At 62.0% G+C, this 24,593-nt stretch carries 20 protein-coding genes and 3 pseudogenes; 9 read left to right on the top strand and 14 right to left on the bottom strand.

Going from position 1 to position 24,593, the window contains the following annotated elements; genetic code table 11:
* From BMX94_RS03315 to BMX94_RS03330, 4 genes are all read left to right on the top strand, one after another.
* A complete protein-coding gene (locus tag BMX94_RS03315) occupies positions 1-1,251 on the top strand; it encodes a chloride channel protein (RefSeq protein WP_091003460.1) in 1,251 nt (416 codons plus the stop codon).
* 128 nt (positions 1,252-1,379) lie between these two features.
* Positions 1,380-2,774: a bifunctional UDP-N-acetylglucosamine diphosphorylase/glucosamine-1-phosphate N-acetyltransferase GlmU gene (glmU, locus tag BMX94_RS03320; protein ID WP_091003462.1), complete on the top strand. Its 1,395-nt coding sequence runs from the start codon at positions 1,380-1,382 to the stop codon at positions 2,772-2,774.
* Positions 2,775-2,781: 7 nt separating this feature from the next.
* Complete coding sequence (locus BMX94_RS03325) at positions 2,782-4,281, top strand: alpha-amylase (protein WP_091003464.1); 1,500 nt, start codon at positions 2,782-2,784, stop codon at positions 4,279-4,281.
* 66 nt (positions 4,282-4,347) lie between these two features.
* Positions 4,348-5,388: an asparaginase gene (locus BMX94_RS03330; RefSeq protein ID WP_091003467.1), complete on the top strand. Its 1,041-nt coding sequence runs from the start codon at positions 4,348-4,350 to the stop codon at positions 5,386-5,388.
* 82 nt (positions 5,389-5,470) lie between these two features.
* Here the strand turns inward: BMX94_RS03330 and BMX94_RS03335 are convergent, their stop codons facing one another.
* From BMX94_RS03335 to BMX94_RS10840, 13 genes and pseudogenes are all read right to left on the bottom strand, one after another.
* On the bottom strand, positions 5,471-6,085 hold the full coding sequence (locus BMX94_RS03335; RefSeq protein ID WP_177171306.1) for an MFS transporter: 615 nt from the start codon (positions 6,083-6,085) through the stop codon (positions 5,471-5,473).
* A gap of 173 nt (positions 6,086-6,258) precedes the next feature.
* A complete protein-coding gene (locus tag BMX94_RS03340) occupies positions 6,259-7,359 on the bottom strand; it encodes a PASTA domain-containing protein (RefSeq protein ID WP_091003472.1) in 1,101 nt (366 codons plus the stop codon).
* A gap of 30 nt (positions 7,360-7,389) precedes the next feature.
* Positions 7,390-8,733: a glycoside hydrolase family 3 protein gene (locus BMX94_RS03345; protein ID WP_091003476.1), complete on the bottom strand. Its 1,344-nt coding sequence runs from the start codon at positions 8,731-8,733 to the stop codon at positions 7,390-7,392.
* A 29-nt stretch (positions 8,734-8,762) separates the two neighbouring features.
* Positions 8,763-10,475 (bottom strand): DUF5050 domain-containing protein, encoded by a 1,713-nt coding sequence (locus BMX94_RS03350; protein ID WP_286159996.1) that lies wholly within the window; start codon positions 10,473-10,475, stop codon positions 8,763-8,765.
* A gap of 87 nt (positions 10,476-10,562) precedes the next feature.
* Positions 10,563-10,721: pseudogene (locus BMX94_RS10830) on the bottom strand (zinc-ribbon domain-containing protein); the annotation flags it as partial.
* Between the two features lie 68 nt (positions 10,722-10,789).
* Entirely contained in the window at positions 10,790-13,561 is a 2,772-nt protein-coding gene (locus BMX94_RS03355) for an ABC transporter ATP-binding protein/permease (RefSeq protein WP_091003482.1), read from the bottom strand.
* Positions 13,562-13,586: 25 nt separating this feature from the next.
* Positions 13,587-14,246: a hypothetical protein gene (locus BMX94_RS03360; RefSeq protein ID WP_286159997.1), complete on the bottom strand. Its 660-nt coding sequence runs from the start codon at positions 14,244-14,246 to the stop codon at positions 13,587-13,589.
* Positions 14,247-14,309: 63 nt separating this feature from the next.
* A pseudogene (locus tag BMX94_RS10835) lies at positions 14,310-14,375 on the bottom strand (zinc-ribbon domain-containing protein); the annotation flags it as partial.
* A gap of 160 nt (positions 14,376-14,535) precedes the next feature.
* Entirely contained in the window at positions 14,536-15,375 is an 840-nt protein-coding gene (locus BMX94_RS03365; RefSeq protein ID WP_091003489.1) for a zinc ribbon domain-containing protein, read from the bottom strand.
* A 54-nt stretch (positions 15,376-15,429) separates the two neighbouring features.
* Complete coding sequence (locus tag BMX94_RS03370; RefSeq protein WP_091003492.1) at positions 15,430-16,071, bottom strand: zinc-ribbon domain-containing protein; 642 nt, start codon at positions 16,069-16,071, stop codon at positions 15,430-15,432.
* A gap of 59 nt (positions 16,072-16,130) precedes the next feature.
* Positions 16,131-17,267 (bottom strand): zinc ribbon domain-containing protein, encoded by a 1,137-nt coding sequence (locus BMX94_RS03375; protein WP_177171309.1) that lies wholly within the window; start codon positions 17,265-17,267, stop codon positions 16,131-16,133.
* Positions 17,268-17,483: 216 nt separating this feature from the next.
* Positions 17,484-18,200 carry a hypothetical protein gene (locus tag BMX94_RS03380; protein WP_286159998.1) on the bottom strand — a complete coding sequence of 239 codons (717 nt, stop codon included), beginning with the start codon at positions 18,198-18,200 and terminating at the stop codon, positions 17,484-17,486.
* 141 nt (positions 18,201-18,341) lie between these two features.
* Positions 18,342-18,539: pseudogene (locus BMX94_RS10840) on the bottom strand (zinc-ribbon domain-containing protein); the annotation flags it as partial.
* Positions 18,540-18,663: 124 nt separating this feature from the next.
* Between BMX94_RS10840 and BMX94_RS03385 the strand changes: the two are divergent.
* The 5 genes from BMX94_RS03385 (at position 18,664) to gltA (ending at position 23,937) form a co-directional block, all read left to right on the top strand.
* On the top strand, positions 18,664-19,611 hold the full coding sequence (locus BMX94_RS03385; protein WP_177171311.1) for an FHA domain-containing protein: 948 nt from the start codon (positions 18,664-18,666) through the stop codon (positions 19,609-19,611).
* The gene (locus tag BMX94_RS03390; RefSeq protein WP_091003503.1) at positions 19,608-20,864 is read left to right on the top strand and encodes a protein kinase domain-containing protein; all 1,257 of its coding nucleotides are present in this window, start codon (positions 19,608-19,610) and stop codon (positions 20,862-20,864) included. Before BMX94_RS03385 ends, BMX94_RS03390 begins: the two co-directional genes overlap by 4 nt.
* A 94-nt stretch (positions 20,865-20,958) precedes the next feature.
* The gene (gene pth, locus BMX94_RS03395; protein WP_091003506.1) at positions 20,959-21,531 is read left to right on the top strand and encodes an aminoacyl-tRNA hydrolase; all 573 of its coding nucleotides are present in this window, start codon (positions 20,959-20,961) and stop codon (positions 21,529-21,531) included.
* A gap of 169 nt (positions 21,532-21,700) precedes the next feature.
* The gene (locus tag BMX94_RS03400) at positions 21,701-22,543 is read left to right on the top strand and encodes a sulfide/dihydroorotate dehydrogenase-like FAD/NAD-binding protein (protein WP_091003510.1); all 843 of its coding nucleotides are present in this window, start codon (positions 21,701-21,703) and stop codon (positions 22,541-22,543) included.
* On the top strand, positions 22,531-23,937 hold the full coding sequence (gene gltA, locus BMX94_RS03405) for an NADPH-dependent glutamate synthase (protein ID WP_091003513.1): 1,407 nt from the start codon (positions 22,531-22,533) through the stop codon (positions 23,935-23,937). The genes BMX94_RS03400 and gltA overlap by 13 nt, the downstream gene beginning before the upstream one ends.
* A gap of 376 nt (positions 23,938-24,313) precedes the next feature.
* Here the strand turns inward: gltA and BMX94_RS10895 are convergent.
* Positions 24,314-24,593 (bottom strand): IS3 family transposase (locus BMX94_RS10895; protein WP_143052262.1); only part of this gene is annotated, 280 nt, incomplete at its 5' end.

A 24,593-nucleotide genomic window follows, 5' to 3' on the forward strand; every position in this document is an offset into this window, starting at 1 on the left:
ATGTCGGGCAAGACGAAAACGCATGAGAGAATCATCGGCGCCGCGGAGGAGACCCCCCGCGGCGTCGCGCTTGTGCATGCATCTCTCGTGCTGCTGCTCTGGGCACTCCTGGCGGGCGTCGTGGTGGGCGTGGGCTGCCTAGCCACGCTTCGGGTGGTCGACCTGCTCCAGGAAGTTGTCTGGGACGGCCTTGCCAAGACGCTCCCGCAACCACTCTCCGCGGTGGCGCCAGTGCTTCTCTGCACCCTAGGCGGTACCCTTGTGGGCATAGCCACCAGCCGTGCGGGCTTCTCGCTTGATACCCTGGGCGTTGTGGTGGGCAACTGCCGCAGCAAGGGTGGCTACCGGGTGAAGAGCTGGCCTTGGGCCCTGGTGCTGTTTGCGCTTCCCATCGCCTTTGGCGGCGCCGTTGGCCCCGAGGCGGGCGTCTCTGGGTTCACGGCCGCGCTGGGTACCATGGCCATGCACGGCATGCGTCGCTCGGGCGTGGCAGTGGTGCGCAACACCTCGCACCCGCTTTCGGCCGCTTGGATGGCGCTCTCCCCCGCCCAGAGCGACGAGGGCAGGCGTTATACCCGCGGGCCCCGCATCCTTCTCTGGTCAGCGGCTGCGGTGGGCTTTGTACTCGGCGCGCTCGGCGTCTCTCGCCTCTTTGGGCCGGGGGCGGGCTTTCCGCGCTTCGACGGCATTGACTACCTGGGGCTTAACGCAGGCGCGCTGTGGGCGCTCCTTGCGCTTCCCCTCGGCTGGGTGCTGGCGCGTCTCTCCGCGCTCGCCGGCAGGGCAACAAAGCTTGCGTGCGACCGCATAGGCACCGTCCCCAAAGCCACTCTCTGCGGCGTTGTCCTGGGGCTTGTCGCCATGGCGCTGCCAGAGGTGCTCTTCTCCGGGCAGTCGGCCACGAGGGACCTTCTTGGCAGCTGGCAGGCCATAGGCGCCGGAACGCTGCTGGCAACCTGCGTGGCAAAGCTTGCCCTCACGCAGCTCTGCGAGGAGACGGGCTGGGTTGGCGGAGAGTTCTTTCCCCTTATCTTCTGCGGCGTTGCCGCCGGCTATGCGGTTGCCGCCATCACCGGGACAGACCCCATGCTCGCGGTGGCACTTTCCACGGGCGCCCTGGTGGGAACTGCCACAGGAAAGTGGCTGCTCAGCACCTGCGTGCTTGCCCTGTGCTTCCCACCGGTCAGCCTGCCTGCAGTGGCCATCGCAGCCTTTCTTGGCGCAAGGGCGAACGGACGATCCCGGAACTAGTACCGTGAAATGTGCCAGCCCTCGGGCCCTGCACATGCCTGAGCTATCATTGAACTATCGTGCAACCGCCCCGCACACAGCGGGGCGGCATTACAAGACCCCTACCACCGCAAACATAGGAGGCAGCCATGCCCGTCACCGCAATCGTCCTTGCCGCCGGCGAGGGAACTCGCATGAAGTCCCACCATCCCAAGGTCATGCACAAGGTCCTCGACAAGCCGCTCGCGTGGTGGGTTGTCGACGCCGCGCGCAAGGCGGGGGTCGACCGCATCGTGCTGGTGGTGGGCAACGGCGCCCAGGAGGTCCGCGACTACTTCGCAGACGAGAAGGACGTGGAGTTTGTCGAGCAGACCGAGCGCCTGGGCACCGGCCACGCCGTGCGCGTGGTGCGCGACGCCCTGGGCGGCTTTGCCGGTCCCGTGGTGGTTCTCAACGGCGACCTGCCGCTCGTTCGCCCCGAGACCGTCTCAGCCCTGGTCGACGCCACCCGCGCGGGCCACAACGCCTGCACGCTGCTCACCATGACGCCGCCGGACGTCTCCGGCTATGGCCGCGTGCTCATCGAGGACGGCGGTGTGCGTGCCATCATCGAGGACAAGGACTGCACGCCCGAGCAGCGCGCCACGCTCCTGGAGTGCAACGCTGGCGCCTACTGCTTCTGCGGCGAGCGTCTCTCGACCAACATCGACAAGGTCACCAACAGCAACGCCCAGGGCGAGTATTACCTCACTGACATGGTGGGCATCTACGTGGGCATGGACGAGCCCGTCTCGGCAGTCCACTGCGACGACTATGAGGAGCTCCTGGGTGTGAACGACCGCGTCCAGCTGGCGCAGGTCACCAAGATCATGCAGCGCCGCGTCAACGAGGGCCTCATGCGCTCGGGCGTGTCGATGCTCGATCCCGACCAGGTCTGGGTTGGCCCGGAGGCCACCGTTGGGAAGAACACCGTCCTTCTCCCCCAGACCTTCCTCTGGGGCAAGACGTCTGTGGGCGAGGGCTGCACCGTTGGCCCCAACAGCCGTCTGGAGAACGCCACCGTGGGCAACAACTGCACCGTGGACGAGACCGTGATTGTTGAGTCCGCCATTGACGACGACGTCAACTGCGGTCCCCGTGCCTACCTGCGCGGCCACACCCACCTGCTGCGCGGCGCCAAGGCAGGCACGCACGTGGAGCTCAAGAACTCTGTTGTGGGCGAGGGCTCCAAGGTGCCGCACCTCTCCTATATTGGTGACACGCAGATGGGAGCCGGCGTCAACATTGGCGGCGGATCGATCACCTGCAACTACGACGGCGTGCACAAGAGCCACACCACCATTGGCGACGGCGCCTTCATTGGCTCCGACACCATGATGGTGGCGCCCGTCAACATAGGTGCCGGTGCCATCACGGGGGCAAGCTCGTGCATCACGCACGACGTACCTGACGATGCCCTTGCCATCGAGCGAAGCCAGCAGAAGAACGTCGAGGGCTACGCCATCGCCCGCCGCGAGCGCCTGGGCATCAAGCCCAGGAAGTAGGGCGCCCATGGTCATCAACACGAAGAACGGGCTCATGCTCCAGGCCTTCTCCTGGTACCTGCCAGCAGATGGCCAGCACTGGCGACGCCTCGCCAAGATGGCCCCGCGTTTCGCGGAAGAGGGCTTCACCTCGGTGTGGATGCCCCCTGCCTACAAGGGGCAGGCGGGCGCTGAGGACGTGGGCTATGGCGTCTACGACCTCTGGGACCTGGGCGAGTTCGACCAGAAGGGCTCGGTGCGCACCAAGTACGGCACGCGTCGCGAGTACCTGGCCGCCATCCGCGCCATTCAGGAGCAGGGCGTCAACGTGCTGGCAGACGTGGTTCTCAACCACCGCATGGGTGCCGACGGCACCCAGCTGGTTCTGGCACAGGAGTGCGACGCCCAGGATCGCACCAAGCCGGTGGGAGAGCCGCGCGAGATTCGCGCCTACACGCGCTTTGAGTTCCCGGGGCGCGCTGGGCAGCTCGACCGCTACCAGTGGGGCATCACCGACTTCACCGGCGTAGACTACGACGAGCTTGGGGACAGCACCGGCATCTACCGCTTTGTGGGCAAGGAATGGTCTGGCGAGGTGAGCCACGAGCTGGGCAACTACGACTACCTCATGGGTGCCGACGTCGACCTGGACGACCCGCGCGTGCGCGCCCAGCTTGCCGCGTGGGGCAGCTGGTACCTTGGCCTCACGGGCGTGGACGGCGTGCGGCTCGACGCCGTGAAGCACATGAGTCGCTCCTTCTACCTCGACTGGCTTGCCCGCATGCGCGAGAAGACCGGCAAGGAGCTCTTTGCCGTGGGAGAGTACTGGTCGCAAAGCGTAGACGAGCTGCGCGGGTACCTGGGCGACGAGGGCGCCATGAGCCTCTTCGATGTGCCGCTTCACTTCAACTTCTACCGCGCGTCCACTGCCGGCGAGAACATCGACCTCACGCACATCCTGGACGGGAGCCTGGTAAGCGCGGACCCCATCCATGCCGTAACCTTTGTGGACAACCACGACACCCAGCCCGACCAGGCGCTCGAGTCAACGGTGGAGCCCTGGTTCAAGCCGCTTGCCTACGCGCTCATCCTGCTGCGCGAGGCAGGCTACCCCTGTGTCTTCATGGGTGACCTCTTTGGCCTCCCTAACGACCAAATCCCTGCCGTGCCCGAGCTCGAACTGCTCATGGAGGTGCGCCGCCGTTTCGCCTACGGCGTACAGCGCGACTGGTTTGACGAGAAGGACCTCGTGGGCTGGACGCGCGAGGGCACGGCGCGACATGGGGTCTCTGGCGCCGCGGTTCTTCTCTCCACGCGTGCGGGCAACGCGACAAAGCGCATGTGCGTAGGCGCGGGCCACGCAGGCGAAACGTGGCGCTGCGTGCTGGGCGTCGATGGCACCGTGACGATCGACGACGAGGGATGGGCGGAGTTCCCCACCGGTGGCGCGCGGCTCACGGTCTACCTGCCTGCGCCCACGGCGGACAAGCTGGACAGCATCCCCATCCTGGTGAGGCCGGAGGCATAGGGGCCGGACGACCCGCCGGCCGCCGGTGCTTCTCGGCAGTCACGCACTTCTCGAACGGAGCAACGCATGAAGCGAATTCTCATGGTGGCCACGGGGGGCACCATTGCGTCCATGCCCGAGACAGACGGCACGGGCCTTGCCCCGGCGCTCACCGGCGAGGAGCTGGCAGGCTACGTACCACAGGCGCGCGGGCTGTGTGAGCTGGACATCGTTCAGCCCATGAACATCGACTCGACCAACATGCGCCCGAGCGACTGGAAGCGCATTGCGGCAACGATCATGGATGTCTACGACGACTACGACGGCTTTGTGGTGTTGCATGGGACGGATACCATGGCCTACACGGCTGCCGCGCTCTCCTATCTCATCCAGGGCAGCCCCAAGCCCATCGTGCTCACGGGCTCGCAGCAGCCCATGGCGAACCCCTTTACCGACGCCAAGCTCAACCTCTACCAGTCGCTGCTCTACGCCACCGACGACGAATCGCACGACGTGTCCATCGTGTTTGGCGGCTCGGTCATCGTGGGGACGCGAGCGCACAAGCAGCGCACCATGAGCTTCAACGCGTTTACCAGCGTGAACTACCCGCTGCCGGCCATCATTCGCAACAATCGCATCATCCGGGAGGGACGAGAGGGAATGACCATACCCAGCCCCACCGCGGTTGGCGTGTCCGCGCGCGCCTCTCGCCCGCGCGTCTACGACCGCCTTGACGAGCACGTTGTTGTGGTGCGTCTCACCCCGGGACTGGGCCCTCAGATTCTGGACGCGCTTGGACCAGACTACGACGCGGTGATTCTCGAGACCTTTGGCATCGGAGGAATCCCAGAGTGCAAGGGGGCCCACTTCGAGCAGGCCATCTTCGACTGGATCGACTGCGGCAAGACAATCGTGCTTACCACGCAGGTCTCGGAAGAGGGACTTGACCTGGGCGTCTATGAGGTTGGAAGCGCGTACGCCCACGAGCCCGCGATTCTCCGCGGCGATGACATGACCACAGAGGCGCTGGTGGCCAAGACCATGTGGGCCCTGGGACAGACGCGCAATCCGTCAGAAGTGGCGGAGCTCTTCTACCGGCCCGTGAACCACGACCGCGCAGCGCGGTAAGCCCGGTGGCTGCTGGAGGGGGGCCTGTGGCGTCGTTTTAGCGCCGCAGGGCCACTTCCCGCAACGACGGCCGGCGACGCCCCTACCCCAGCGACTCCTCGCGCCTGGAAAGCATCAACGTGACGTCAGCCAGCGCGGCAGCCGCCACGGCGAGCACCGCCCCCACCAAGCCAACCGCGCGAATCCCCGGACCGGAGACAACCAGACCCCCAGCAAAGGTGCCAAACGCGATTCCCACGTTGAACGACAGCGGCTCGAGCGAGCTAGCCAGCGTGAGCGCACCAGAGGACTTCTTCGTGCCCACCGGCTCGGGGGTGAACGTCACCCCCACCGCGAGCAACGCGCCCAAGACCGAGCCCAGCAGCATGCGGGTGGCAAGCAGCACCCCAAAGCCCGGCGCAAACGCCGAGAGGGTATTGCCAACGCAAAAGATGACAAGGTAGACAAGCATGACGGAGTAACGCCTAAAGCGACCAGTCACAAGTGCGAGCACCGGCGTCATCACCGCATACGGCAGGGCGAAGAGGCTGATGAGCTGGCCGGCAGTGGTAAGCGAGACGCCCATCTCTTCTGCCAGGTCCGACTCGATGCCAACCACGATGAACTCAGAGCAGCCCAGCGCAAAGCCCATGAGCACGAGAAGGGCAACGCACAGCCGCGCGCGGCCCGGCGTAACGCCAGTGACGGTCTCTCCCACGAACAAACCCCTCAGAAATCGACAGCAGCCGTGAAGCCTAGCACGCACGTTGCGCCGGTCGGCCAACTTCCCCCGAACTGCACGCACGTCTCGCAAAACGAGCGAGACACGGAGCCTCAGTGGCACCGCGCCTCGCTCGCCTGCTTCTCGCATACGCGACCAACGTGCCAACGCTACTTGACGGTAACGTCCGTCTCCATGATGAAACCGAGATAGCTTGCCTTGTAGTAGGAGCTCACGTCATTAGGCACGTCGTACCAACCCCACCGCTCATCCTTGTTCTTCAAAAGCGCAAGGCAGTTCTCGGTACCACCGTCGTTGTTGGGTTCGCCGCTTGCCCACGAGCTCCACGAGAAGTCATCACCGTTGACCCACTGCCACGAGTCTCCGTCACGGTAGCCACCAAGCCAGCACACGCGAACGTCGCTGCTGCCAATGGCATCCAGTACCTGCTGGTATTCGTCATCGTTGTGAATGACGGCAAGATAGCCGCCATTGCTCTCGCAGTACTGTTTGGCTTCCTCCCATGTCACGGCCTGCTGGACAAGCTCGAAGTGATGCTCGATTCGTGGCTCGGCACCCTGGGAGACAACCAGATCGACAGAGCTGCCCGGGTCAGCGTCAGAGCCCGCGGAGACACTCTGAGAAACCACGGACCCCTCCTCGACACTAGAGCTGTACTCCTTTGTGACCTGGCCAAGCTTAAGCCCCAGGTCCTGCAGCTTGTGTGTGGCCTCGTCGTACGTCAGCCCGCTCAAGTCGGGCACGGTCACAGAGCTAGCCTCCTGCGCAGCGTCATCGCCGTTCTCGGACGCCGCATCGGCGGTGCTCGCAGCGGCTGGCTGTGCATCACTGCCGGTGGTTGAGAATGGCCCCAGCTTAAGCTGGTACATAGCAAACGCACCGCCAGCGCAGACTGCGACGATGGCGACGATCACAACCGCAACTACCCAGCCATGAGACTTCTTGGTGCGCTCCGCCTTGGTCTCCACCTCGGACGGCTGCGCGTAGGGGGCACTGTATTGCTGGGACGCGCTGTACTGCGGCGCACTGTACTGGGGAGCAGACGAGGGAGCTGCACCACCAAAACCCTGCTGAGCCGGCGTCTGCAGGCGCTGGGTCTCCGCCGCCGTGGAATCCGCGGCGATACCTGGGTTCACGCTCTCTGCGGCACCTGCCCCCGGCCTGGATTCTGCACGCTTGACCGGAGCGCCACAATTGGTGCAGAAGGCAGCGTTGTCATCAATCTGTGCCCCGCAGTTCGTACAAAACATGACACAATCCCCTTTCTACGCTCAAGGCGACTATTTGCTCGTTCCAGAGGCGTTCGACGTTGCAACAACGACATCCGAGGGAGGTAGCACGCTTCCGTCCTCGCTCATCCGTCCAAGCTTCACGCGCAGTATGCGAGCAACGGACTCGTTGATGCGATCCTCTGTAATCTCGCCGCTGCCGACCGCGTCGAGAACGCCCTGGTAAGCGGCCTGTAAATCCGCCGGCATAAGCACCATGTCGGCACCTGCCTCAATCGCACGCACGGCAACCTGGTCGCTCGAGACCACATCGGTCACGGCGCCCATACCCATAGAGTCGGTAATCACAATGCCCTCGTAGCCAAGCTGCTCGCGCAGCACGCCCGTGATAATGGTCGGGCTAATGCTCGCGGGGTCATCGTTGCCCGTCACCTGCGGACACGAGAGATGCCCCACCATAATGAACGGCACTCCCGCGGAGATGCCGCTCTGAAAGGGAACCAGCTCCTCGGCAGACATCTCGTCCAGCGTCTTTTGAGAGTAGATGCTCGAGCTGTGCGAATCTCCCTCGGCGCCCCCTATCCCTGGAAAGTGCTTTGCACAGCACAGAATCTGGCCGTCCAGGAACCCCTTCACCTGGGATTCCACCATCGGCGCCACCACATCCGACGTTGAGCCAAACGAGCGCCTTTCCATAGTGGTGCTGCTGGTGTTCGCAATGTCTGCGTCGGGCGCAAAGTCCACGTTGAAGCCAAGGTCGGTGAGGTAGCCGGCGATATGATTGGCAACGTTGTACGCGTTCGAGGTGTCACCCGTAGCGCCCACGTCACGCATGTCCCCCACGTTTGCGATGTCAAAGCCGCTGTTGCCGCCAACGCGAGAAACCGTACCGCCTTCCTCGTCCACACAAAGGAACAGGGGTAGGCCCTCGACTTCCTGCGCATACGACTGGGTGTTCTGAAGCATCGCACGGGTTTGCTCAGGATCCTGCAGGTTCGCCGCAAAGTACACGACGCCTCCCACGGGCATCTGCTCCAAGGCAGACTTGGTGGCATCGCCAGCCTGGACCACCTGTCCAACGCCCGTAAGCGCCTCGGGCCGCACCACGAAGAGCTGAGCCACCTTCTGCTCAAGCGTCATCTCGCCGAGCTTCTCCTGTACCTGTGCCTCAAGTTGCTCTTCTGGCGAGAGGACCGGAGCCACGTTCTCCGATGCCGTCTCAGCATCACTTGCGCCGTCCGCCTGCTGTGGGGTGGAATCCGAAGCACCACTCAACTGATGCATGGCAAAGAACCCGCCTGCCATTCCCAACGCCGCAACAAGAGCAATGGCCAGCACGCGCCTCCATACCGCATGGTGCTTCTCGCCCGTCTTACCTGCATAGTGCTTTGCCATAGTTCATCCGTTCCTACTCGAACGACCCGCTACTTCGTATAGGTGTTCTGCGCCACTCCATCAAGATCGAAGGTAACCGCAGAATCGGGGGCGCCGCCTCCGTTGCCACCGCCAAATACAATGAGATGATCGCCGCTGGGGCAGATTGCACTGGGGATGATCAGCTTTGCCTGAAGATCCGCCGTGGTCACGTTTCCATCAGACCCAGCCATCACGAGCAAAGGCGTGAAGCTGTCGGAATCGCCAGAACTGGAGAAGCCGATTGCGTAGACCTTGCCATCGACAACGGCAAAATTGCTTTGGAGATGCAGCATGTCGGAGGACCGGCAAAGCGTTGCAGCATTCGAGCCGTCCACGTCCATCGAGACGACATCGGCCCGATATGACGAGGACGAGAGATCCCTGACGCACGCATAGAGCTTCCCGTCCTGAACGAGTAGGCTCTGAACGCCGGTGTCCTGGTACGACCCAAGCTGCTTTGAATCGGACCCATCAAGATTCATCGAAATGAGGGCAGTCGAATACTTGAACGAATCACCGGATTTGCTTCGAGTGTTGGCAGCATAGTAGAGCCTGTCTCTGTCTACAAAGACGGGGACGTCCTCCGAGCCATCAACGGTAAACGACGAGAGCTTCTGCTGGTTGGAGCCATCCTCATCCATGGACCACAGCTCGATAGTTTGCTGGGTACTGTCACCACGCCGCACGTCATAATCGAGAATGTAGTAGAGCTTCAGCCCGTACAGATAGAGCTGAGTGATGGCACATGAGCCATTGGTAAAGTTGAAGTGCCAACCCATCGTGTCAGCGTCAGACGTGGCGTACAGCTCCTGCGGATTCGACCCATCGGTTCCAACCGAACAGATTGATGCGCCAGCTCCCTTACCACTGCTGTGGTACTTAACGTAATACAGCGTATCCCCACTGACGTTGAGGCCATAGTCATACGACGTGTACTCGAAGCCTGTCTCCTTTTCGACGAGCAGCTCAGGGGAAGATCCATCATTCTTCGAACGATAGATGCCACCCAAGGTGTTCGAGTAGAAATAGTCATACGTGCCGTCGCTCGTGCCCCAGCCCGTGTTGGCGTAACCAGATGGCGTGTTGCCAACGAGGGCCGCAAGCGCTTCGTCGCGTTTGGCGGTCGCCGTTTGCGAGAGAGACTGGGCCTTGCCGTTGTCGTTGGGGTCCTTGGATGCCGCATCTACTGCAGCGGCAATCTGCTCATCCGTCACGTATGCCGGGTCGGTAGGAGTCAGCTGGACGACAGCGTCAGAGCCATCCGTGCTGTCCGCCCCGCCTCCATTGTTCTGGATGGCATCGGGAACCGAAGCGAGCGTCTCTATGGGGCCAGACGACGGCACCGATATTGTGACGGGCTTCTCGGGCACCTGATAGATAGACCCATCCGCCAGAATTGGCGAGGCCTCGACTGTGGCCTCGTAGGTACCCGGCGAGAGGGAGAGTCCGCCGCCATCTGCGTCAACATACACGGTCTTATCAACTGACTTGCCATCAGCGTCGGCACCCGTAACGTGCAGCGGAATGCGTGTGGCGTCGTTGCTGTAGTTGGGTGCCTCAACCTTTATCGAGACCTGGCGCTCTGCGTGATTGCCGTACCACCAGAGGCCAACGCCTCCCGCAACCACCACGGCAGCGCAGATGCCCGCAACCAGCACCCCACGGTGCTTTTTCCTGGGCTTTGGCGCAGCCTGGGGGGCACCGCTGTCGACAGGAGGCATGCTTGGCTGCACCGATGGCTGACGAACGGTTGCGGATGGCGACGGAGCTGGAGCTGCCGGCTCGGCAGGGGCAGCGTCAACCCTCTTGCCGCATGAAGAGCAGAACGTCGCGCCTTCCCGTAGTGGCGCACCGCACCACGGGCAGTGGCGGGCAGCATGCTCAATAGATGAGCCACATTCCGGGCAGAACGTTGAATCATCGGGTATTTCTGTACCGCACTTTGGACACCGCATCAAGACTCCCATCCATCGGGGCACCGCGTTGGTATCTGCAATGCCTAACGCTTCCACTCCCTACAAACCCCGGCGAACCTTCACTCAACCCTCAGCACCTCCACGGGGTCGCGCTCTGCGGCGCCAAGTGCGGGAATCAATCCGCTTGCCACGGCGATAGCAACTCCCCCACCCGCAGCAATCAACGCTAACAGAGGTGTCACCACAACTGCACCGTCAGCCCCAATGTGAGCAACCTCGTCTGCGACCTGTGCAACGTAGCCCTCAAGCTGGGGGATCACAAGACACGCAGCCGCTACGCCCAGCGCACTCGAGATTACGCCCAGCAAGGCGTTTTCCGTGAGAATCATCGAGACCACGCGGCCCTTGGAGAAACCCAGAGCGCGAAGGAGGGCAACCTCGCCACGGCGCTCCAGCGCGCTTACATACGTAACGCTAAAGACCAGGAATACCGCAAGACTCAATGCCACCACGAGTACTGCGACCAGCACGTAGCCAACCGTCTGGACCACGCCTTTGACCTGATCGACCCATCGCTGGGCATCGCTCGAGCACGAAATCCCGTTCTCTCCGCTCAAGCTCTGGTTGAAGCTATCGACCGCATCCAGAACGACCTCGCGTCCTACGGTGCCACGCGGATATATGCGCAACCGTTGTGGCTCATCCTCGTTGACGGCGCCAAGCCACTGCATGTTCTGCGCATAGCTTGCGTTGAGCGTCGCCGGGGCAATGCCCTCCAGATATGCCGAGAAGTCCTCGTCGCTCATCTCTCGCAGCTGCTCCGCGTCTTCCTCGCTCAGGACAAGCTTGCCCGTGCTGTCCCAGCTTGCGGTTCCGTCGCTTTCGTATTGCTGAATAACGCATTCCACCTGCTCGGCGTTGAGCCCGGCCACAAGGCGTATCTTGGCATCCGACAGGCCAATACGTTGGGCAAGTTCGACCAACGGCGCCGAACTCGATTGCGAGCTGGCCATTCCCCTACTTGATGCTTCGTCTGCAAAGGTCTGGCCGGTGAACACATCTACGCTCGGCTCGGCAACCTGCGCCTGCACCACCCCGCTTGACCAAGAGTCCTCGATAAGCGCAGGCCCAAGCCCTTCTGAGTATCCAAGGGATCCGCCAAACGCAGCGTCCTCATACTGCGCGCTAGGTTTTACCACGCCAACAACGGTGAGCGTACGAGCGCGGTCCATCACGCTCGCCATGTACGTCGTGTCGTCTCGCCCATCCTCCCAGTGGCTTTCCTGCTCGTAGTAATAGTCTGCGGTTGGGACCACCTTGTATGTGGTGCCAAGAATCTGTTCGAACGAGATGCTCGCCGGCTCCTTCAGTCCTTCCGTAGACCCGGTCGATGCCAGCTCCTTGCCGATGTCGCTGGCATCAAGCAAGCCAAGGGCATAGGCGGTGCAGTCGAGAATCTGACCTCGCGAGTTGGTGATGAGAACCACCTCGTTCTCGGCCTCGGGCATGCGACCGGCAAGCACCTCATAGGGAGAGTCCCCCTCGGGGTTCACAACAACTTGCCTCATAAGGCGATATCCGTTGAGAAGGCTATCCACCTGACTCTTGGTTGCATCACCCGCCACCTGGGCTAGATTCAGGCGGTCGCTGAGCACGGAGTTGCCGGCCTTGAGCAGCTGGACACCGTGTGCGTCGTAGAGATTGAGCTCGATACCGTAGTCGCGCTGCACATCAAACACTTGATCGGTAACGCTCGCGTTTGCAGTGATGGTGTTGTAGAGCACGTTGACTGTCTGGCCTGATAACGAGCCACTCGCGCGAAGCGTGCGCACCCCAGAATCGTCGACGGCAACGCCGTCAGAGACACTCCCGATGTCGTTCCCCGCCCCAGAAGAGTCAAGCGAGACGGTCTCGCCCACGCTTGCCACAAGGGGGTGCTCCAGCGTGGAAGAGGTCGTCAGTCCCTCCACAAGGCCAATACTCCCGAATCCGGCAGCTATCATCACCAGCAGTCCCGCAACGGCAAGCGCAATAGCCACAACAGAGATTGCGCTTCTACCACAGCGGTACCATGCGTGGCGAACGGCCATCGTCAGGGAAAGTTTTCGGCTTCTGCCAGCGGGATGCGACACTTCCTTTGGAGCGGCGGAACCACGCTTCTTCCCACCTGCGTGCTTTGGTTCATTGGGGAGGTCAGAGACGATGGCACGGTGGCCTATCCTCACAATGCGCGTGGCATATCGCATGGCAAGGCGTTCGTTATGCGTAACCACCACAACAAGTCGCGTGGCCGCCATATCTGCCAGAAGCGCCATTACGCGATTGCCATTGGCTTCGTCGAGAGAGCCCGTTGGCTCGTCAGCAAGCACGATTCTTGGGTCCTTTACCAGGACGCGAGCAATCGCAACTCGCTGAGCCTGCCCTCCAGAAAGCGTACTTGGCTCGGCTGTCGCGAAGTCTTCAAGCCCAACCTCACAGAGGGCAGCTGCCCCGCGCCTCTCTGCGTCACGATCATCCTTCGCCGCATCAAGCGCAAGCCCAACGTTCGATGCAACGCTCAGATACGAAACAAGCCGTGGTTCCTGAAAGACGAACCCCACCATACTGCCGTGAAACGAATCCCAGTCAGACGCGGAGAAGCTCTTGGCGTCACTGCCGTTTACGATGAGCTCTCCCTCATAGTCCTCGTCCATGCCGCCCAGAATGTTGAGTAGCGTGGTCTTCCCACAGCCAGACTCGCCAAGGATGGCAACCATTCCGGGACCCTCAAGCCTGAGAGAGATGTCCTCAAGGACTACCGTGCTGGCTGCATCCTCCCCGTACGCCTTCGAGAGACGACTGACGGCGAGGGTGCAGCCGTGGACAAGTTGTTTATCTGAGTCGTGCGACATTGCAACGATGGAATCCGTGCCGAAGCTACTTGTACGGGTCGAAGGTTACGGTTGTCTCAATGTTGCCGTTCTTGTCGTAGACGGTAATGCCTTCACTGGAGTCATTCTTGCGCCACGTGCCTTGGGTGGCCTGATCGTCAGACCAGCTGCCTGAAGAGATGGAATTAAAGATGGCGCTGCAATCTGGCCCGTCAGTGCTGCTGGACGTGTATTCCTTGAAGACAGCGGTGCCATCATCCTTGAGCTGAGCCCAGAGCAGCGCTTCACGTGGCTTGCTGTCGCCATTCTGGGTCACAGAAACATATACGCCGTAGTCTCCCGCATAGGACCCATTGCCGAACTTGCTAGGAAGCGCAAAGCTGAATTCGATGCTCGAGTAGTTCGACGATTCGTTAGAATGCGTATCGCTTAGCGAAACTATCTGATGGTCACCAGACCTTTTGACTTCGGTCTTGCCCTCGTAGTACACCCAGCCTGTCGAAAGGCTGCTGATGCCATCACTGTGGACGGAGTATAGCGTATCTCCACCATCAGCCTCGTGGAGTGTATAGACACCGTTTGGCAGGCTATGCCCCACCAGACCAAACCAGCTCGTCGCAAAACCGACCACCAGCACGGCAACGATTGCAACTGCCGCGATAATCACCGGAAGCTTGGGCTTTTTCTGCGGCTTTGGCGCAGGCACCGGTGTCACTCCAGGCGCGGGCGTTCCCGCAAATGGGGAATTTGTCGGCTGTCCACCCAATGGGGAACCGCATCCCTTGCAGAACTTGGCACCGTCCGGGTTTTCCACACCACACTTTGGGCAAAACACGATTCCCGCTCCTTCCCTTGCGGTTCAACACGTGCAATGTCAGGGCGACAAGAAAGGCTAGCTGCTGGCCATACCCTGCACTGATTACGTGATTGAACTCGGGGTTCCTCCCATCAACTCGACCGAAACCGTTACTTTCTAACTCCTGCGGCAGTGATGCCTAGCCGAGCTTGTGGCCACAGGAGAAGCAGAACTTCTCGCCAGGGGCAACCTCGGCACCGCAGTTGGGGCACACGTTTGGCGCAGGCGTTGCGGGGGCAGCCTCGACTTCCGCAGGCATGACGGTAAGGCCGGAGTCATCGGCTTCGATGGCGGGCGCGGGCTCGGGCGCCTGGACGGGAGCATTCTGCTCGGCTTGCTCCTGGGGGGCTGCGGCAACCGGCGTTGGCTCCGGAGCCGGGGCAGGCTCAGCCGTCGGCACTACCACGGGCTCGGGCGCCACAGCCGGTGCGGATGCAGGGACTGGCGCTGGCGCAGAAGCCGGTGCAGGGGCATCGACGCGGGCGCCGCAGTTCATGCAGAACACGTCATCCGGCCCCATAGGCGCACCGCAGGTTGGGCACGTACGACCACCGGGAACGGGAGCCATGACAGGAGCAGCCTGTGCCTGCGCAGCCATCACCTGAGCGATGGGAAGGCCGCAGCCCCTGCAGAACAAATCCGTCGCGGAGACAACGGACCCGCAGTTAGGGCAGCGATACGTCTGAGCTGCTGCAGTCTCCGCTGCCTGCTCGGCCTTTATCTGCTCAATCTGCGCCTCAAGCGCCGCTCGCTGCACGTCGATGCTCGCAATACCGTTGTAGAGGGGCTCGCGGCCAGCCGTGAAGGCGGGATTGCCCTTCGTGACATCGTAAAGGCTTGCGCCAAGCTGTGCGGCCATGTTCTGGCGCTGCTTCATGAGCTCGTTAATCTGCATGTTGAGCTGAGCGGTCTTGCCCGACCTGCTCACGGTGTTGACCCCACGGTTAAGAGAGTTCGAGACGCTATCAAAGAATCCCATTGCTTGTCCCCCATCGTTGTTGTTGCTCAGACCGGTACATCAACTTAGCGCTGGTTATGCCCTCTGCGGGTTGCCGGCGACAATCGCAAAGACAATGCCCGCAGCGCATGCAAACAGGCAGACCAGTTCGCCGGTAAAGTCGGACGTAAAGTCACCCGAGGAACCAAAAGCCATCATGCAGAACACTGCGAGTGCGGCATACACAATGAGGCCCACCAGCATGCAGCGCTTCCCGCCTGCGCTTCTCTTTGCCAGGTAGTACACGGCGCCACCCGCGATTAGGAACAGGGCGACAAGCCACACGATGAAGAACAGCATGAACCATTCGCCGCCGGACACCCCCACGGAACGGTAGCTGCCCCAATCGGAGGAAAGCTGGCTGAACTGCGCAAGTGTGTAGCTCTTCTGGAAGCTAGCTCCTACGCCAAAGAACGACGCCGCATTACTCACTGCGGAAGTGGCCGCCTCCATCGTCGCCCACGGCAGGAACGCCGAGAAGATAGCCAGTGCCGCGCAGGCAACCGAGATGATGCTCTGGAGAGACACCGACACATCAGGCTTTGAGGGCGCGGGGGTACCCACCGTGACGGGAGAGGAAGCCGGCATCGCAACGTTTGCCGCGCCCAGTTTGGCCCCGCACTTAGGACAGAACGCGGCTCCATTGGCAATTTGGGCGCCACACTTTGGGCAGAACATTGTCGTTCCTTTCGAGAGTAGTTGAACGATTCGATCAGCAAAGGCAGGGGCTTATCTCGCTAGCTCGTCTTGCTGAACTCGAAGTCTTCAATCTGGGAGTCACCAAAACCGCTGCCATCCGGGTAATACCAGCTGGTTGCCGTAGCCGTGAGTTCGGGAGTTGTCGCATTCTCATCGAGAGTGAACTTGATTTCGTACGAGTCGGAGTCGTCGTAGTCCTTGTTAAAGGAATGCATATCAAACTCGTAGGTAAAGAAGCCGTTGTTGTTCGTCATCGTGATGTCGTCGGCTTCGATGTAGACATCGTTAGGGGAGGAGTCAACGGGGTTATCGCTCGATGCGTGGGCGTGATAGCAGAACTTGAGATCCGCAGTGATCTTCCCCGCCGAATCGACGGACTTGACCGTGAGCACCGGAGGCATCTTCTGGGAGCCATAGCAATCCATCAGGCCACTCGAAGACTTCTTGAGATCTCCAGTCCAGGTGCCAACCAAGGCGTTTTCCTTCGTAGCATTGCTTGAGCCGCCCGTTGTAGAGGTCGAAGAGTCCTTGGGGGTAGACGACGCGCTGGCATCGGTCTTGTCCGTCGAGTCCGTCGAGTCGCTTGAGCTCTGGCTGTCCCGAGAGCTTGACTCGTCCGCAGGCTGCTCCTGCACCTGGCCGCCATTGGGGTCGAACGAGTTGCCGTGATCGAAGTAGTACATGGCTGCCGCAGCACCACCCGCAACGAGAACAACTGCGACAATTGCCGCAATGACCTTGGGAGCGTTGGACTTTCCGGCGCGCTTGCGAGCCTCCTTGAGCTCCTTCTTCGCGCGCTTGTAGTCCTCCTTTGCCTGCTCCGGAGAGTCGACCCCACCAGAGACTACGGTTTGGGGCGTCTGATAGTCCGCGCCAAGTGAGTCATACTCACTGGCCGGCGAGGCGGGCTGGCTCCAGGCATTGGAGGGCAATGGCGTCACATAGCGCTGTGTCTGGTCGATGGGGACCTCGGGCATGGCAGGACGCGCGTCTGTGTTGGGCGTACCGGCTGCAGGAACCGCCGAAGACGCATCATCCATCGCTGAAGCCTGCGCAGCGGCCTTCTCCTGCCCTTCTGCCTTTGCTCCGGGCGCGCCTGCGAGGTTTGCCCCACAGTTAGGGCAGAACGACGACCCACCTCGTTCAATCTCCCGCCCACAGTTCCAGCACTTCATTGCTCCACCAACCCTCATGCCATAGCTACAACCAACGTCCCACGTGCTGTGCACATGTTACGTCAAGGCTTTTTCAATATTGTTGCGCAACCTCCAAAGAAAGTGCCGACGCCTATTGTACGGAGCGTGTTATGGCCGCTAGACCCTGCTCAGAAAAACGTGGCTGGCACGCAATGCGCACCAGCCGCTGATAGCAAGATCGGATGAGGACAACGCCTATTCAGCCACATTAAGTGTGGGAGTCGCATCTTCCACAATCTGAGAGCCGCGTGCGGAGGAATCCCTGGGCCAGGTGAACTCAAGGGCCAAAATACGGGAGTCATTCACGTATTCGCGCACGTAATAGCCAGTGTCATCGTTCCAATACGAGACGACAAACCAGCCATCGCCCGTAGCGTCATAGTCAACATCATGGCCATTCTCCGCTACCTGCTTGACATAATCGAGAGACTGGCCGCTATCGTTTGCCTTTGCCCAGACGTTTATAACCATGCCCGAGCCGGAATCCTTGAGCGTGATGCCCGTCCCATCGGAGTACGTCTGCGATGTCATGCCACTAGGCAAGGTGACCGAGAGCCCATAGGTTGCCGAGGTTACCGATCCCGTGCTCTCGTCGTACGTGATGTCGGTTTTCGGCTTTGTGCTAGTCTCCGAGCTCGTCGTCTCTTCGCTCTTGTCAGTTGTCGTGGTGTTGGAGGTTGTCTGGCCTGTCGTGGACTCGCCTGTCTTCTCACTCGAGTCTGCCTCGGTAGAAGGTGCGGTGGTCTGGTCGTTCTGTTGCGCCTGGCTTGCTGCAGTTCGCTGCGACAAGAAGAAGTAGGCACCAACGCCGACAACGGCGGCCACGGCGATGCACGCCACCACTATTGCGGCGGTGCGCTTGGAGGAGTGGCGATTTTCGTCTTGAGATGCTCCGCCGGCAACTTGAGCCATCTGGGGCGCGCTTTGAGACGCACCGTACGGAACGCTCAGAGGAGGACGAACGGCGGTCTGGCCAGCGGGCGCAGCCGATGCCTGCGTGGGGCGGTAGACTGAATTTCCTTGACCCTGAGTACCAGGCTGTCCGGCAACCGGTGCGCCGCACTGTACGCAGAAGCTCGAACCCGCCGGAATCTCCGCGCCGCATGACGTGCAGAAACGCTTTTGGGGCCGTGTGTTTGCTGCCGTATCCAACCGAGTGCCGCAGTTGGTGCAGAACGTGCTACCGTCAGAAAGTTGCGCCCCACAATGCGGGCAGATCATTGTGACCTCCTCAAACCGGGTTATTACCATGGTAATCCGATGGCGGAGGCACTCCTGCACGAAATCCCATCTGGCTCGACTAGCACCCGATGCAGGCCAGAGAGCAGCCTTCGTGCGAGAATGTGCTCAAGCCGCATGCGCAAAAGGAGTCATCTTGTTTGGTCAGGACACACCAAGTTCGATTTTGTACCAGGATCTCAAGTCGTTTGGGGGAATCTCGAACAAGGAAGCGGCGCGCATACTGCTCTCCGGCAGGATCAGCGTGGGCGGCAGGGCGCCGCGCGATCGCGTGGACGAGCGCACGTTTCTCTCGCGCGAGGTGGTTCATGCTCAGCCGGGCCAGGTGAACCCCGGCATCTTTACCGACCTCGCGGGTGCCTCCCAAACGCTTCTTGGCCGCATGCTCGCAAACGGAGCAGGCCCTGGCAGAGACGGTATTCTCGCGCATTACCTGGGGCCGGCTGCCGCGCAGATGCAGAGCACGCTTGCGCAGTTTGGCCTTGATTCGCTGCTCTATGGGAACGAGGTCCAGCGGCTGGGACGCGTGCGCCTTCGCAACGAGTCCGACCGCTCTACTCTCGCCCTCATGCTCTTTGTTGCAGCAGGTTGCCTTGCAGATCCGGCAGCCGCCGTTGCCACCGTTGAGAAGTTTGCGCAGAGGTTCCTTGCGATGGACATAGGCACTGTGGAGACCTCCATGGGCACGCAGGTAGTGTCTGAGGTGGACGGCCCATCGGCGCTGGGTTTGCTTCGCATCGTGAACGGCGCCGCCCGACCGCCCATATACCCGCTCAGTCCTGCGGGGAGCACAATTGGGTCTCTCGCCTCGGGACCAAGCGCAATCACCGACGTAGACGTGGACGTCTCGCGACAGCACCTTCGCATCTGGCGCGACGGCTCGCGATGGGTCTGCCAAGGCCTAGGCTCCACCAACGGCACCATGCTCATTAGCGGCGCAGACAAGAGCGCGCAAGTAGTGGAGCCTCCACGCTCGGGAAGAGGCAAGAGCCCATACCCTCCCGTCGCCCTCGAGCGAGGGGACATCCTTTGCCTCGGGCGCACCACGCGCTTTCTCGTCATGGCGCTGCAGGGTGCGAAATGATCTTCTCAGGCACTGGGGCATCGCGTTCCCCGGGCGATGCGGGACCAGGCACGCCTTCCGGTTCCGTCCGACTCATTGAGCTGGACTCGCTTGACTGCTGCTCCCCCACGGCCGTTGGGGCAGCAGATACCGCAAGCAGGCAGTACATGACGCTTCTCGCCGCGAGCGGCGAGAGCACGCACCGCGGAGGCTCCGGACGCGCAACCAAGGTGTTCAACGCATATGGTGAGGCGTTCTGCCTGAAGTCGCTCCTAGGTGCGGGCGGGAGCAACGCAGACAGGCGGCGCTCCGAGGCCATATTCAAGGGAAGGGCGTGGGCATTTCGCGAGGAGTACCTCGCCCAGCGCACCGTGAGCGGTATCGAAGGATGGCCCGCAACGCAGGGTTTTGGAACGTATGCAGGCGGTCCCGTGATTCTCATGGACTGGGTCGAGGGCCGTACGCTGCGCTCGGTTGCCCCCTACCTACCGAGGACCACGCGCTACGGCATGGGCGTGGCGGCAGAGTGGGTGGCATCCGTTGGAGTGCGCGTGCTGCAAATCCTCATGGCGGCGCAGGACAGGACCAGCGGCTTTTCTCACCGTGACATCTCCCCTCGTAACATCATGGTTAGGCTTGACCGCCATCCCCTACGAGACCAGCTGACAAGCGGTGTGCTTGACCTGGTGCTTATTGATCTCGGTAGCGCAGCGTCCATTGACGCCCGCCAGATGGATCCCAATGCTGCCCCGGACTTCACGCAACAGACGAACATCTGGCGCAATGGCACCATCGAGTACGCCCCGCCCGAGATGCTCACACGCGACGCACCAGGCGTGCAAGCGCTGCGGCACTCCCCCAAGATCGACGTGTATGCGCTGTGCTCGGTTCTCTACGAGCTGTACTCCGGCCACACGCCCTACCAGCTCATGGAGCACGCGGACCTAAGCCCATATCGCGTGAAGTGCGATTACGCGCCCATCAACGTGACGCCGCGCGAGAGTGGCGACAAGGGGCTTCTGGATTGTCTTCTCGCCGGTCTCGCCGCAGCCCAGGGTGCGCGGCCAGGCATTTCGGAGCTTAAGGACACGCTGTGGCACTGGCTGTCTGGCCGCGCTCCTACCATGGCGCAATCGCTAGCGCAGAGGCCTCCTCGGATGATGTATGCGCCTCCAGCGCATGACCTGCGCCTTGTCCCCACGCCGCATGACGCGGGAGGGCTACGTGGCACCGACTCCAGACTTCCCGAGACAATCGAGCGCCGCATGCGATAACGCTGGTAAGAGTGCAGCTCGCGCCCCCGCCACGCACCACCCTGCATGCGCTACCCTTACCGTGACCGCAAACAGCCATGACGAGAGGAACGGCATGCCCGCACGCCCCAAGGAGATCCGGCTCGTGTGCGGCCTGGGCAACCCCGGCCCAGAGTACGAGCACACGCGCCACAACATTGGATTTGCCACCGTCGACGAGCTGGCCGAGCGCGCCGGCACGCGCTACTGGAAGAGCGAGGCCGGCTGCATGGTGGCTCGTGGCCGCATCGGCGGACGCGAGGTCATTCTCGCCAAGCCCCAGGACTTCATGAACACGAGCGGCGGCCCGCTCTCCAAACTCATGCGGCAGGAGCACGTCTCCCCCGCCGAGATCCTGGTGGTGCACGACGAGGTCGACCTGCCCGCCGGAGAGGTTCGCGCCAAGTGGGGTGGCGGGCTCAACGCCCACAACGGTCTGCGGTCCATTGCCAACAAGCTCGGCACGCGGGACTTCTCGCGCATTCGCTGCGGCATTGGCCGCCCGCCCGGGAAGATGCAGGTGGCAGACTACGTCCTGCGCGAACTCAAAGGCGGTTATCTCGACGAGTTCCAGATCCTTGCCCAGGACGCGGCGGCTCTCTGCGAGCAGATCGTGAACGAGGGCATGCCTGCGGACGCCCTGTGTTAGCGTCGGGGCGCCCGGCCGTTCATCCCGCATCCCGCAACGATGAATCGTGTAGGCGCTGTTGAGGTCAAATAACGCCCCTTTCAACAATTACACTAAGGTACTTGGAAGGCTCCGGGCATCTCCGCCTGGGGCCAAGTCTGAAGCGGCTTTAGGAGAGGAGTCAGGCTTCATGTATAAGATCCTCGAAAAGACGCAGTTCTCGGAGAAGGTGTTCAAGTTCCGCATCGAGGCGCCGGAGATGGCCAAGCACGCACACGCTGGTCAGTTCCTCATGGTTCGCGCCAACGAGACCGGTGAGCGCGTGCCGTTCACCTTTGCGGACTGGAACCCCGAAGAGGGCTGGGTGGAGTTCATCTTCATGGTGGTCGGCAAGACCACAAAGATGCTCTCTACGTACGAGCCCGGCGACGCCATTCTCGACGTCACCGGCCCGCTGGGTCAACCCACGGTCATGGGCCCCGGGACCACCTGCGTCATTGGCGGCGGCGTTGGCCTTGCCATCGCGTACCCCGTCGCGCGCACGCTGGTGAAGACCGGTCACGAGGTCCACGCCATCATGGGCGCCCGCACCAAGGACCTGCTCCTTCTCGAGGACCAGTTCCGCGAGCTGCTGCCCGAGGACCACATCCACATCACCACCGACGACGGCTCCTATGGCGAGAAGGGCGTTGTTACCGCCCCGCTCGAGCGCCTGCTCCAGGCCAAGGCCGTTGACGAGGTCTTCTGCGTTGGCCCCGTCCCCATGATGAAGTTCTCCACGCTCACGGCCGAGAAGTACGGCACCCCCATCACCGCGTCGCTCAACCCCATCATGGTCGACGGCACGGGCATGTGCGGCTGCTGCCGCGTCGAGATCGACGGCAAGACCAAGTTCGCCTGCGTCGACGGTCCCGACTTTGACGCCACCAAGGTCGACTGGAACGACCTGCGCGCGCGTCAGGCTGCATACCGTACCGAGGAGGGCCAGGCCCTCAAGGCCTATGAGGAGGCGAACTGCGCATGCCACAGGTAAACGGTCGCTTTGTTCCCGACATGAAGTCCCCGCGCACCCCTGACAACGAGGAGCCGGCGGAGGAGCGTGCCCACGACTTCCGTCCCGTCGACAAGGGCTTCACCAAGGAGATGGCGCTGGCCGAGGCTGAGCGCTGCATGGACTGCAAGAAGCCCCTCTGCGTCGAGGGTTGCCCAGTCAACATCAAGATTCCTAAGTTCATCGAGAAGATTCGCGAGCAGGACTTTGGTGCCGCTCTCGACATCATCCACGAGGACTCGATGCTCCCCGCAATCTGCGGCCGCGTGTGCCCGCAGGAGAACCAGTGCGAGGGGCGCTGCATCCGTGGCAAGAAGTCCGAGCCCGTGGCCATCGGCCAGCTCGAGCGCTTCCTGGGCGACCAGCCCGAGCTTGCCAGCAAGCCGCAGATGAAGCCTGCCAACGGCAAGAAGGTTGCCGTCATCGGCTCTGGCCCCTCCGGCATCACCTGCGCCGGCGAGCTTGCCCGCAACGGCTTTGACGTCACCGTCTTCGAGGCCTTCTTCACCGGCGGCGGCGTGCTCGTCTACGGCATCCCCGAGTTCCGCCTGCCCAAGGCCGTCGTCAAGCGCGAGATCGACGGTCTCAAGGAGCTGGGCGTCAAGTTCGAGTTCAACTCCGTCATGGGCAACCTCGCCAACGCCGACGAGCTCCTGGGCGAGAAGGGCTTCGATGCCATCTACGTGGCAACTGGCGCCGGCCTGCCCAAGTTCCTCAACATCCCCGGCGAGAACCTGCCCAACGTCTTCTTCGCAAACGAGTACCTCACCCGCGTGAACCTCATGAAGGCGAACAAGTTCCCCGAGTACGACACCCCCACCAAGCACGCCAAGCAGGTCGTGGTCTTTGGTGGCGGCAACGTGGCTATGGACGCCGTTCGTACGGCAAAGCGTCTTGGTGCCGAGCGCGCCATCATCGCCTACCGCCGTACCGAGGCCGAGATGCCCGCCCGTCGCGCTGAGCTTCACCACGCCAAGGCCGAGGGCGTCGAGGTCATGCCGCTTGTCTCGCCGCTTGAGTTCATCGCCGGCGAGGACGGCAACGTGTGCGCCGTGAAGGTTCAGAAGATGGAACTGGGCGAGCCCGACGCCTCCGGCCGTCGCCGCCCCGTGCCCATCGAGGGCGCCATCGAGGAGATCCCCTGCGACGTGGCCATTTCCGCCATTGGTACCAACGCCAACCCCTTCGCCAAGAAGATTGGTGGCATGGACCTCAACAAGTGGGGCTACATCGTGGCAGACGAGAACGGCCGCACCTCCAACCCCCGCATCTGGGCTGGCGGCGACATCGTCACTGGTGCTGCAACGGTCATTCTGGCCATGGGCGCCGGCAAGACCGCAGCCGCAAGCATCACCGAGACGCTCGCCGCCGAGTAGCGCAGTGCTTCTCAAAAGGTTTCCCGCGTGTTCGGGCCCCGAAGCCGGCTGGCTTCGGGGCCCGTTCTTCCAGATGGCTGAGTTGGACGATCGGGGAAGCATCTTCCCTTGCATCGAACTGCCCTTCATTACACTGTTTTGGCCGTATTTGCGCCGAACCGGCCTTCGTTACATATGGTTTCTGAGCTGCTCAAAGTAGCAACTCAAAGAATATGCATAGTTACGGATGATTATTTAAATAATATGCGCAATCATTGGATTCGATACTCGAGGCCACCTTGGAACCACGTGTAACGAAGGGCAGTTCGATGCAAATGACCCGTAATTCGATGTAACAAAGGGCGGTTGGGACCCCGGACGTTCCTCTGGACCGCCGCTACGCCGCGTAACCCAGCGCCGCACGGTGCTCCCTTATCGTCCTCCATCCTAGCGCCTTCTTCGGCTTCCCGCCCCTGTACCACTCGATGTAGGAGCCCAGCCTCTCGCTGAACTCCGCGAACGTCACGCCCCGCCAGTCGGTCCCGTGGAAGAAGTCGCTCTTGAGAGTGCCGAAGAACCCCTCGCACCTCGCGTTGTCCGGGCTCCTGGCCTTGCGCGACATCGAGCGCGTCACGTGGCCGGCGGCGCACGCCGCCGCCCACTCGTCCGTCATGTAC

This window comes from Olsenella sp. KH3B4, from assembly GCA_900111695.1.
In the GTDB taxonomy this organism is placed as follows: domain Bacteria; phylum Actinomycetota; class Coriobacteriia; order Coriobacteriales; family Atopobiaceae; genus Tractidigestivibacter.